Annotated in this window: 8 protein-coding genes and 1 pseudogene; 6 read left to right on the top strand and 3 right to left on the bottom strand. The window is 71.7% G+C overall.

Annotated elements, in window-relative coordinates; translation table 11 throughout:
- From Q0741_RS17285 to recD, 5 genes and pseudogenes are all read left to right on the top strand, one after another.
- Positions 1-925 (top strand): annotated as a pseudogene (locus Q0741_RS17285) (exodeoxyribonuclease V subunit beta); the annotation flags it as partial.
- Between the two features lie 82 nt (positions 926-1,007).
- Positions 1,008-2,402: an AAA family ATPase gene (locus tag Q0741_RS17280; protein ID WP_298234436.1), complete on the top strand. Its 1,395-nt coding sequence runs from the start codon at positions 1,008-1,010 to the stop codon at positions 2,400-2,402.
- Between the two features lie 4 nt (positions 2,403-2,406).
- Positions 2,407-3,072, top strand: a complete 666-nt coding sequence (locus tag Q0741_RS17275) for a DUF4276 family protein (RefSeq protein ID WP_298234435.1) — start codon at positions 2,407-2,409, stop codon at positions 3,070-3,072.
- Between the two features lie 53 nt (positions 3,073-3,125).
- On the top strand, positions 3,126-4,598 hold the full coding sequence (locus tag Q0741_RS17270) for a DegQ family serine endoprotease (protein ID WP_298234434.1): 1,473 nt from the start codon (positions 3,126-3,128) through the stop codon (positions 4,596-4,598).
- 24 nt (positions 4,599-4,622) lie between these two features.
- Positions 4,623-6,497, top strand: coding sequence for an exodeoxyribonuclease V subunit alpha (gene recD, locus Q0741_RS17265; RefSeq protein ID WP_298234433.1), 1,875 nt, complete (start codon positions 4,623-4,625; stop codon positions 6,495-6,497).
- Between the two features lie 459 nt (positions 6,498-6,956).
- On the opposite strand, the gene Q0741_RS17260 is transcribed toward recD, so the two are convergent.
- A complete protein-coding gene (locus tag Q0741_RS17260) occupies positions 6,957-8,075 on the bottom strand; it encodes an NAD(P)/FAD-dependent oxidoreductase (RefSeq protein ID WP_298234432.1) in 1,119 nt (372 codons plus the stop codon).
- Between the two features lie 602 nt (positions 8,076-8,677).
- Between Q0741_RS17260 and Q0741_RS17255 the strand changes: the two genes are divergently transcribed.
- Complete coding sequence (locus Q0741_RS17255; RefSeq protein WP_298234431.1) at positions 8,678-9,154, top strand: MarR family winged helix-turn-helix transcriptional regulator; 477 nt, start codon at positions 8,678-8,680, stop codon at positions 9,152-9,154.
- A 226-nt stretch (positions 9,155-9,380) separates the two neighbouring features.
- Here Q0741_RS17255 and Q0741_RS17250 read toward each other — a convergent pair whose 3' ends face one another.
- The gene (locus Q0741_RS17250) at positions 9,381-10,130 is read right to left on the bottom strand and encodes a SapC family protein (protein ID WP_298234430.1); all 750 of its coding nucleotides are present in this window, start codon (positions 10,128-10,130) and stop codon (positions 9,381-9,383) included.
- 126 nt (positions 10,131-10,256) lie between these two features.
- Positions 10,257-11,567, bottom strand: a complete 1,311-nt coding sequence (locus Q0741_RS17245; protein WP_298234429.1) for a hemolysin family protein — start codon at positions 11,565-11,567, stop codon at positions 10,257-10,259.
- Positions 11,568-11,570: the final 3 nt, after the last annotated feature.

Genomic DNA, 11,570 nt, shown 5'->3' with positions numbered 1-11,570 from the left:
GGGGGAGCCGCTGCCGCCGGCACCGGCGCGGCGGCTGGAAGCGCTGCCGGCGCCACGGCGCATCGGCGCGGGGTGGCGCGTCCTGGACGGCGACGCATTGAAGCCGGAGCCCGTGTCGGCGGCGGACGCGGGCCGGGGATCGGACACCGAGCCGGTCCCGGCGCGGGCGGCGCTGGCGCGCGACGACATCCTGCGCTTCCCGGACGGCCCGGCGGCGGAGGACGCGATCCGCCTGGCGCTGGCGCGCGCCGACTTCGCCGACCCGGCCTCGTGGGAGGACGCGGCCTGGGAGGCGCTGCGCGCGCATCCGCAGCCGGGCACCTGGGGCAGCGGCCAGGGCGAGGCGCGCGAGCGGGCGCAGGCGGCGATGCTGCAGCGCATGCTGCAGGACGTGCTTTCCACCGAGATCGCCCCGGGGCTGCGGCTGCGGCACCTGGAGCGCGGGCGGTGGCTGAGCGGGCTGGAGTTCACCTTGCCGGTGTCCGGCCTCACGAGCGGGGAACTGGAGGCGCTGAGGCTGCCGGCGCTTGCAGCGGACGCGCCGGATGCGGCCGGCTACCTGCGCGGCGTGATCGACCTGGTGTTCGAGCACGAGGGCCGCTGGTGGCTGCTGGACTGGAGCGGCGCCCAACCGGGCCTGCGGGCGCGGGACTACGGCGCCGAGGCGCTGGCACGCGACGCCGCGGCGCGGGGATATGAACAGCAGGCGCTGCTGCACACCCTGGCGCTGCAGCGCTGGCTGCGCCGCCGCGTGCCGGGCTGGCGCGCTGATACCCACTTCGGCGGCGCGCTGCGGGTGTACGTGCGCGGGGCGAGGCCAGGGTGGCGCAACGAGGATGGGTCGGCATGCGGGGCGCACAGGTTTCAGGTAATGCAAGAAGCCTTAAAGAGCGGGAAGGCTCCTTGGGACGGCGCACAGCCTTGAGGCCTGACAGCGGTCGGCACAATTGGCCCTCTCGCGCTCGTGGCGACCGTGCCGCTACTTCACTCTCACCCGCTGCAAAAACATGCTCACTCGCATCGAGATCGACGGCTTCAAGACCTTCGAGAACCTCGCGGTCGATTTAGCGCCGTTCGTGGTCATCCTGGGCTCCAACGCAGCCGGCAAGAGCAACCTGTTCGATGCCATCCAGTTGCTGTCCAACCTGGCAACCCAGGATGTCAGCGAAGCGATCAAGGACATGCGCGGCGAGCCCATGGAGCTGTTTCGCCGCACGCCCAAGGGGCAGGCCACGCGCATGAGCTTCGCTGTCGAGGTACTGGTGGACCCCTCCGTGCGCGACCCCTGGGGCAGCGAAGTCAATCTGGGCCACACGCGCATGCGCTACGAAGTGGTGCTGGAGCTGCGTGAGGTGCGTCCAGGCATTCCTCGCGTCTTGGTCGCCAGTGAGAATGCCCGGCCCATCCTTCGCATGGAGGACAGCTGGGCAAGGGCTCTGCGGCCCACACGAGCGTTCCGCTCAAAGCATCTCAAGTACAGCCGCAAAAAGCCGCTCCTCACAACGGAACGCACATCGGCCGGCAGCGCCATCTTCAACGTGCATCAGGACGGCAAGGCTGGCCGTACCCGGCCGGCCAGCGCTGCCGAAGCCACGGTGCTCTACAGCATCACCAATGCCGAGTTTCCGCATTTGTTTGCGCTGCGCGAGGAGATGCGCAACTGGCGGCTGCTGCAGCTCGACCCGGCACTGCTGCGCCGGCCCGCCCCGGCCACCGCCCCAGACCTGCTGACGCCCGACGGATCCAACCTGGCCGCCGTGCTGGCCCGCATCAAGCTCGAAACCGCTTCCGAGACGCGTCCCACTGGAGCCCTAGCCGACATCACGGCCGAGCTCAATGCGCTGATCCCTGGCGTCAACGGACTGGATGCCAGCTTGGACCAAACGCGAGGGGAATACCGGGCCGAGCTGACGATGCGCGACGGCCTGCCCTTTTCCTCACGCGTGGTGTCCGACGGCACACTGCGGGTGCTGGCGCTGTTGACGCTGCTGCACGACCCGCGTCACCGCGGGCTGGTGTGTTTCGAGGAGCCCGAGAACGGCGTGCACCCGGCAAGGCTCAAGCAACTGGTGCACGGCCTCAGGGACATGGTCACTCGCCCGGAGCGCTTCGAAGAGACGGATGTCGCTCCACTGAACCAGCTGCTGCTCAACAGCCACTCGCCGGTGGTGTTGTCGGCACTGGTGGGACCCACCCTGCAGTCGCGAGGCGACCCGGTGCTGTTCGCGGACACCTCCAGCGTGGTCGATCCCGAGCGTGGCGAAGTGCGGCGGCACACCCGGCTGCGCCCCGTCATGCGCGAGTCGCAAGGTCGCCTGGCGGAGAGCGAGGACGACGCGCCGTTGCCGGTCTCTCATTTCGAAGTGGAGAAGCTGCTCCAGACCACGCTGGCGGAAGGCTGAGCCCATGCACTACCTGAGCTTGGCCTTGTACGCCGAAGGACCGACCGACTTCCGCTTCCTGAGCCCGCTGCTGCTGCGGCTGTGCCGGGACTTGTGCCTGCGCCACCAGCGGCAGTTGGTTGATGTGGACGAGGAAGTCAAGGAGTTGGCCGACGCCAAGGGCGTCAAGGATGCCCCTCGGGCCGAACGCATAGCCGCCGCTGGAAAGGCTGCCGCGGGCGCGTGGAACATCCTGTTTGTGCACAGCGATGGCGAGGGCGACCCGGCGCGGGTGCTGCGCGAGCGCATACAGCCCGGGCTGTCAGCCCTGCGCGCCGAAGCGCTGCCGCGCACCGAGTGCGTCCCCATCGTCCCGATCCGGGAAACCGAGGCGTGGACCTTGGCCGATGGCGATGCATTGCGCCAGGTCTTCGGCACCACGTTGAGCGATGCCGACATGGCGCTGCCCACGGCAGCGCGCGCGGTAGAAGGCATCACCGATCCCAAGGCCGTCCTGGACGCCGCCTTTCGCGCGACGCAGCCCAACGGCCGGCGTGCCCGGGCGGGCCCGGCGGCCACACTCCACCTGCTGGGCGAGCGCATCGATCTGCGGCGGCTGCGCGAGATTCCCTCGTTCCGTACTCTGGAGTCCGACTTGCTGGACGCGCTGCGCCGGCTGCGTATCTGCTGAGCTTCGGCATTCCATTTGCCCGGCGCGGGCGAGTCCCGCTTCCCCACGCCGCCATGACGCCCCGCATCCCCTCCGCCGCCCTGCTGCTGGCCGCCCTGCTGGCTGGTTGCGGACCCCGCTCCACCACGCCCGAAGCGCCCGCCACCGCGGCTTCCGCACCCGCCAGCGCCCCGGCGGCGGCCATCGGCCCGTTGCCGGCCGGAGCCAACGACTTCACGGCGCTGGTGAAGAAGGTCGGGCCGGCGGTGGTCAACGTCACCACGGTGCAGGCGGCGCGTGCGCAGCCCGGGCTGCCGCTGCCGCCGGGCGACCCGCTGTCGGAGTTCTTCCGCCGCTTCATGCCGCCGCCGGACCAGCAGCCCGAGCGGCGCAGCCAGGGCATCGGCTCGGGCTTCGTGATCGACGCGGAAGGCCACATCCTGACCAACGCCCACGTGGTGGCCGACGCCGAGGAGGTGACCGTGCGGCTGGCGGACTCCAAGCGCGAGTACAAGGCGCGCGTGGTCGGCAGCGACACGCTCACCGACGTGGCGCTGCTCAAGGTCGATGCCGAGGGCCTGCCCGTGGCGCCCATCGGCCAGTCGGCGCAGTTGCAGCCGGGCGAGTGGGTGGCGGCCATCGGCTCGCCCTTCGGCTTCGCCAACACCATCACCGCCGGCATCGTCAGCGCCACGCAGCGCTCGCTGCCGGACGAAACCTACGTGCCCTTCATCCAGACCGACGTGGCGGTGAACCCCGGCAACTCCGGCGGCCCGCTGCTGAACATGCGGGGCGAGGTGGTGGGCATCAACTCGCAGATCTACAGCCGCTCGGGCGGCTACATGGGCATCTCCTTCGCGATCCCCATCGACATGGCGATGGACATCGCGCAGCAGCTGCGCACCACCGGGCGCGTCACGCGCGGGCGGCTGGGCATCGGCATCCAGGAGGTGAGCGAGCCGCTGGCGCAGTCCTTCAAGCTCGACAGCGCGCGCGGCGCGCTGGTGACGGCGGTGGAGCCGGGCAGCCCGGCGGCCCAGGCCGGCATCGCGCCGGGGGACGTAATCCTGCGCTTCGGCGAGCAGGCCGTGGCCGACGCCACGGCGCTGCCACGCATGGTGGCGGGCACCAAACCGGGCACCGAGGTGCCGATCGAGGTCTGGCGCAACGGCGCCGCCGCCACGGTCCGGGCCACGGTGGCGGCGGCGCCGAACCCGCAGGTGGCGCAGGCCAGCCCGGCCGCGCAGGGCGCGGCGCCGAAGGCGACCTCGGTGCAACTGGGCATCGCCGTGAGCGAGCTGCCACCCGCGGCGCGGCGCGCACTGGGCGTGGAGTACGGGCTGGTGGTGGAGGACCTGCAGCCGGGCGTGGCGCGCGCGGGGATGCAGCAGGGCGACGTGATCGTGGCCGTCAACGGCCAGCGCTTCGGCAGCCTGGAAGAGTTCCAGCGCCACCTGGCCCAGGCCCCCGCCGGCGGCAGCGTGGCGCTGCTGGTGCGGCGCGGGGAGGCGAGCCTCTTTGTGCCGGTGCCGGTGGGTAAGGGGTGACGCCGGTGCAGCGGATCAGTTGCAGTGCCGAGTGACTTCCTGGCCTCCTCTCCCACCCACGACCTCGCCCAGGGCTTCGCCCAGCAGGCACAGCAGTGGGCGCTGGAAGCCGGCGCCAGCCCCGAGGACGCCGCGCTCGCCGCGCGCGCCGCGTTGGCGCTGAGCCTGGCCGCCAGCGAGGGCCACGTCTGCCTGCAGCTCGATGAGCTGGCCGAGGCGGCCACCCTGCGCGCGGGGCTGCAGGCCTCGCGCATCGTCGGCACGCCGCAGGCGCCGGGCGCGATGCCGCTGATCCTGGACGGCGAGCGGCTGTACCTGCACCGCCACTTCGACCTGGAGCGCCGCCTGGCGCGCCGGCTGGTTCAGGCCGCGCGCGCCGTGGACGACACGCCCGTCGCGCCGCGCGCCCGCGCGCTGCTGCACGAACTCTTCGCCGACGACACACACCGGGACGGCGAGGCGGACTGGCAGCAACTGGCCGCCGCGCTGGCACTGCGCCGCCGGCTGCTGGTGGTCAGCGGCGGCCCGGGCACGGGCAAGACCACGACGGTGGTGAAGCTCCTGGCCTGCCTGCTGGCGCAGGCGCCGCACAGCCACATCGCCCTGGCCGCGCCCACCGGCAAGGCCGCGGCGCGGCTGGCCGCGGCCATGCGCGAGCATGGCCCGCGACTGCCGCCGGACCTGCGCGCGCGGCTGCCCACGCAGGCCTGGACCGTGCACCGCCTGCTGGGCGGGCACGGTGGCCGCGGAGGCGGCTTCAGGCACCACGCCGGCCACCTGCTGCCCATCGACGTGCTGGTGGTGGACGAGGCCTCCATGCTGGACCTGGCACTGGCGGCACGGCTGCTGGAGGCCGTGCCGGCGAGCGCCCGTATCGTGCTGCTGGGCGACAAGGACCAGCTCGCCGCCGTGGAGGCCGGACAGGTCTTCGCCGAAGTGGCGGCCGATCCCAGGCTCAGCCCGGCCTGCATCCGGGAGCTGGCCACGCTGTGCGGCCTGGAACCGGCGGCCATCGCCGCGCCCCCCGCGGCGAGCCAGCGCACCGGGCTCGCGGACAGCGTGGTATGGCTGCGACGGAATTTCAGGTTCGGCGCGGACTCGCCCCTGGGCCGCCTGGCACGCGCGGTCAACGCCGGCCACGCCGTGGAGGCGCTGGCGCTGCTGCACGAGGCGCGGGCGCCGGCCACCGCGTTGCAGCCGCCTTCCACGGCACCGGCCGCCACGGACGGCGCGCCGCCGGGCTCGCTGCGATGGCTGCCCGAAGGCCAGCCCGCGCTCTCGCCCGCCGCTCAACAATGCCTGCTGGCAGGCTTTGCGCCCTACTTCGAAGCGCTGCGCCGCGACCCGCGCGATGTGGATGCGGCCACAACCGCCTTCAACCGTTTCCGCGTGCTGGCAGCGCTGCGCGAAGGTGAGCGCGGCGTGGCAATGCTGGACGAATTGGTTGCGTCTCATGCGCGTCGCGTCGTGAACGCTGCTCCCAATGCGCCGTGGTATCCGGGCCGTGCGGTGCTTGTCACGCGCAACGACGAAGGCTTGCAGTTGTTCAACGGCGACGTGGGCATCGTGCTGCCCGCGGCCGATGGCACGCTGCGGGTGATGTTTCCGTCAGCCTCGGGCCCGCGCGCCGTGGCGCCGGCACGGTTGCCGCCGCACCAGGGTGCCTTCGCGCTGAGCGTGCATCGCGCGCAGGGCTCGGAGTTCGAGGAGGTGCTGCTGGTGTTGCCCGCGCAAGCCAGCCGGGTACTGAGCCGGGAACTGCTCCATACCGGGCTCACGCGTGCACGCTCGCGCGTCACGCTGGTGGGCAGCGCGGCGGCCATCGAGGGCGCAATTGCCACGCCCACGCGGCGAAATTCGGGATTGAGCGCGCGGCTGCGCGAGGAATTCGGCCCCTGAAAAGAACCAGCCCCGCGCGAGGCGGGGCTGGAACGGAGCGGTTGCGGGTTGGGCCGTCGCCTCAGGCGGGATGGCCCTCCAACGGGTTTTCAACAATGTGAAGAGGAGCCTTGATTCTTCGAACTGCAGGGGGCCTGGGACTGGTGATCGAGGCGGTAGCGGGTGACTTCCGCGTCGCGACCGCCGTAGACCTTGGAATAGAACAGGTCACGTGCCGTCACCGGGCCGCGGCGCTGGGGCGTTTCGCCTTCACTGCAGCGCTGACACAAGCCGCTGTGGTCCAGCAGCTCGAAGCAGCCAGGGGTCGTGCACCGGTGTTGCAGCATGCCGTACTCCGTTGGGCGTGGTCAGGGAAAGCCATGCTAGGGCTCACCCACCCCTCGTTGCAGCGGACCAACCCTTACTCGGAGCTTGCATAAGTTTGCTGCACCGCAGCACATTTTTTGGTTGCGCCCGCACTCACAGCTGCGCCGCGACATGCTCGGCCAGCGCCAGGCAAGCGGTGAGTCCGGGCGACTCGATGCCGAACAGGTTCACCAAGCCGGGTACGCCATGCTGCGCCGCGGCATCGATGCGGAAATCCGCTGCGGGCTGGCCGGGGCCGCTGATCTTGGGGCGCACGCCGGTATAGGCCGGCGCCAGCGCCCCGTCCGGCAACGCCGGCCAGTAGCGGCGGATGGCAGCCTCGAAAGCCGGGATGCGCGACTCGTCCACGCGGTAGTCGAAGGTGGCCGGATCGGCATCCTCCAGCCATTGCGTGTCGGGGCCGAAGCGCGCCTGGCCGCCCAGGTCCAGCGTGAGGTGCACGCCCAGGCCGGCCGAGTCGTGCAGCGGGTACACCAGCCGCGCGAAGGGACTGCGCCCGCGCAGGCTGAAGTAGTGGCCCTTGCAGGCCCAGGCCCGCGGCACGTGTTGCGGCGCCAGGCCCTGGATGCGGCCGGCCAGCGCCGGTGCCCCGTGCCCGGCACTGTTGACCACGCACTGCGCCAGCAATGCCATGGGCTGCTCGCCGCCGACCTGCAGCTCGATGCCCTGCGCCGTGGCGCGGCCCGAGAGCACCGGGCTGGCCAGCGCCAGCATGGCGCCGGCGGCCTCGGCGTCACCCAGCAGGCTCAGCATCAGCGCGTGGCTGTCCACGATGCCGGTGGAGGGCGACAGCAGCCCCGCCACGGCGCGCAGCTGCGGCTCCAGCTCGCGCGCCTGCGCGCCGTCGAGCCACTGCACGTCGCCCACGCCGTTGGCCAGCGCCTGGGCCTGCAGCGCGCGCAGCGCGGCGACCTGGGCCTCGTCCGTGGCGGCGATGAGCTTGCCGCAGCGCCGGTGGCCCAGGCCGCGCTCGGCGCAGTAGTCGTACAGCCGCTCGCGCCCCTGCACGCACAGGCGCGCCTTGAGCGAGCCGGTGGGGTAGTACAGCCCGGCGTGGATGACCTCGCTGTTGCGCGAACTCGTGCCGGTGCCGATGGCGGTGGCGGCCTCCAGCACCAGCACCTCGTGCCCGCGCTGCGCCAGGGCCCGCGCCACCGCCAGCCCGACCACGCCGGCGCCCACGACCACGGTATCGACGCGTTCGATGCTCATGGCCGGCTCCCCGAGTGCAGCGTCGCCCGGGACGCCTGGGAGGCAGTGGACAGCGGCTTCGCGCAGGAGGCTTCGGCGGCGGCCGGGCGGCGCGGCGCCGTGTCGTGAAGGAAATCGATCGGCATGGCGATGTGCATAGAAGGATTTACGTGAGCGCGGCCCAGGGCCGGCGCGGCGGTACGGCGCACCTGGCGCGCGAATGCTGAGCATGCACCGCGCACGCGGCGCCCGGTGCCGGGCCCTGGCTGCGGCGGCAACGGCGTGCACCGGCACGGGGCGGGCGCGGTGGTTCGTCCAGCATGCATCCATGGGCTGCCCCGGCCAAGGGGGACAGCGATGGTTGCCGGCCACACCGAAACTTCCTGGGCACGGAGACTGCCCCATTTGCACGCCCAGCGCGGGCGCGCCGCTTGCCATGGTTGTGTGCGCCACGGCTCGTGGCCGTCTCGGCGGCGCCATACCGGTGCCGCGGCAGCGGGTTTTCCACGACGCCGTGGCGGGCTGGGCCGGCCGCCCACGTCGAAATGGGCGGTTGAGTGCGCAACACGACTGCGTACTCGGTACACTGGCTTTCCCTTCGGTACAGAAACAGCGAGCCGTCCATGTCAACCCGTTCCAAGCCTGCCACCCGCACTCCTCCGCCGGCGCTGGATGCGTTGCTCAGTCACCGGCTACACGAGCTCTACAAGCTCAGCGACGCCTTCGGCAGCGGCAGCGGGCTGCGCGCCAGCGGTGTCGCCCCGGGCGACGCGCGCTGCCTGGCGGCCATCGGCGCCTTCGAGCCGCTGTCGGTGGTGGAGCTTGCCGCCCGGGCGCGGCTGAACAAGGCGCAGGCCAGCCGCGCGGCGCAGTCGCTGGCCGACCAGGGCCTGGTGCGCAAGCAGGCCAACTCGGCCGACGCGCGCGGCGTGGTGCTCACGCTCACCGCGTCGGGCCGCGCGGCCTGGCGCAAGGTGATGGCGCTCATCGAGCGCCACAACGAGGAGGTCTTCGGCGTGTTCTCGCCCAACGAGCGCAAGCAGTTCGACAAGCTGCTGGAGCGGCTGCTGGCGCACCACCGCGAGCAGACCGGGGCCTGATTCGACCTTTCGCTCGAAGCTGAAACATTCCCCCGTCATGCCCGCGAAGGCGGGCATCCACGCTGGCCGGGATGCCGCCCGGTATTCGTGGACACCCGCCTGCGCGGGTGTGACGAGGTTATTTCAGTGACAAGGACGAATTGGAATGAGGCCCGGTTGCTGACGCGACCGCCCCCTCACCCTGCCCTCGCCCCCGCTGCGCGGGGGCGAGGGGACAAAGAATTGCTCAGTGCGCCGCCGCGCGCGTCGCGCGCCGCTCGGCCAGGTGGCGCAGGTGCACCATCGAGATCTGGTGCGCGTGGATCAGGCGCAGCAGCCCGTTGCGCGAGAGCTCGGCCAGCGTCGCGTCGTCGAGCTTGAGCAGCCTTTCCTCGGCCACGGCCATGAAGCCGTCCACGCGCAGCGTGGGGCCACCCTCGCCCTGGCTGATGTCCAGCCGCATCTCCTGCAGCAGCCCCAGCTCCATCAGCCGCTGGCAGCCGCGGCGCGTGCGCTGCGCCTCGGCTTCGAGCTCGGGCAGCTGCTGCTGCATGCGCTGCACCAGCGCCGAGGGGTTGCCCTCGGCATCGAACAGCACCTCGCCCTCGGTCTCGGACACGCCCTTGTAGCTGCGGTCGATGCACAGCGCGGCCTGCTGCGCGTCCACCTGCGCCAGCGCGAAGGGGTAGACCCGCAGCTGCGCCGGCAGGTACTGCGCGACCCAGCCGCCGTCCGGGCGCAGGTACAGGTTCTCGTCGCGCGTGAGGCCCAGCACCGCCATGGGCGCCACCTGCGGCTGCCCGGCGGCGTCGGCGCCGGCGCGCACGAACACGATCGGGTACTCCAGGCAGGCCTGCGGGAACTCCGCGCCGTGCAGGAAGCAGGCGTTGAGCTTGCCCGCCGCGGCGGCCAGGTCCACGGGCAGTTGCAGCCGCAGCGTGCGGTGGTGGTTGCGGTCCAGCGCCACGGGGTCGAGGTGCAGGGCGGGATTGATCATGGGAGTCCTCGCGGGAAGTGGTTGATGGCTGCGGCGGCAACGGCGCGGCGGCGGCAGTGGCCGCGGCGCCCGGGGCCGGTATCGGAATTGAAATCGGGATGGGCTGGCCGGGGCGCGGGCGCCGCTTCAGTCCCCGGCCCGGGCGGCGGCGGTCAGCGGCGTGGCCAGCACCTTGTCGATGCGCTTGCCGTCCAGGTCCACCACCTCGAAGCGCCAATCGGCCCATTCCACCGTGTCGGCGGTCTTGGGCAGGCGGCCCAGCAGCAGCAGCACCATGCCGGCCAGGGTGTTGTAGCGGCCGCGCTCCTCCTCGGGCAGTTCCTTGAGCGCGAGCCGGTCCTTGAGCTCGGGCACGGGGATCAGGCCGTCGAGCAGCCAGCTGCCGTCGTCGCGCGGCGTGGCCCAGGGCTGCTCGTCCACGCCGCCGCCGCCGCTGAACTCGCCGGTGATGGCTTCGAGCAGGTCGCGGATCGTGATGACGCCCTGCACCTCGCCGTACTCGTCCACCACGAACACCATCTCCGCGCCCGAGGCGCGGAAGTGCTCCAGCAGCTCCATGCCCGAGAGCGTCTCGGGCACGAACACCGGCGGGGTGAGGTGGTCGGCGATGTCGAGCGGCTGCCCCGCCAGCACCTGGCGCAGCAGGGCCTGCGCCGCGACCACGCCCACCACGTCGTTGAGGTCGCCACGGCATACCGGGTAGCGCGAGTGCCCGCCCTCGGCCAGCACTTCCTGGATGTCGGCGGCGGTGGCCGAGGCGTCGAGCCACTGGATGTCGGCGCGCGGGATCATCATCGAGCCGATCTGGCGGTCGTCCAGGCGGAACACGTTGCGCACCATCTGGTGCTCCTGGGCCTCGATCACGCCGGCGTCCACGCCCTCCTCCAGCTGCGCGGCGATTTCCTCTTCCGTCACGCTGCGGTTGGCGGTGTTGCGGATGCCCAGCAGCTTGAGCACCGCCTCGGTACACACCGACAGCAGCACCACGAAGGGCCGCGCGATGGTGCTCAGGCCCTCCATCGGCAGCGCCACCAGCCGCGCCACCTGCTCCGGGAACATCTGGCCCAGCCGCTTGGGCACCAGCTCGCCGAAGATGATGGTCAGGATGGTGATGATGATCACCACCAGCGCCGTGGCCGTCACGGCGGCGGCGTGCTCGGGCACGCCCAGCGTCTGGATGAGCCACTGCGACAGCGGCTGCGAGAAGGCGTTCTCGCCCACGATGCCGTTGAGCACGCCGATCGACGTGATGCCGATCTGCACCGTGGAGAGGAACTTGGTGGGGTTGTCATGCAGGTCCAGCGCGGCCTGGGCGCCGGGTTCGCCCGCCTCCAGCATGACCTGCAGCCGTGTCTTGCGGCTGGCCGTCAGCGCCATCTCCGACATGGCGAACAGCCCGTTGAGGAGAATCAGGAATACAAGTAACGCGACGTCCATCGG

It is taken from the genome of uncultured Azohydromonas sp. (assembly GCF_937926365.1).
In the GTDB taxonomy this organism is placed as follows: Bacteria; Pseudomonadota; Gammaproteobacteria; order Burkholderiales; family Burkholderiaceae_C; genus Azohydromonas.
Note: the sequence above shows the minus strand (reverse complement) of the source record. Positions and strands in the feature narration are given on the sequence as shown.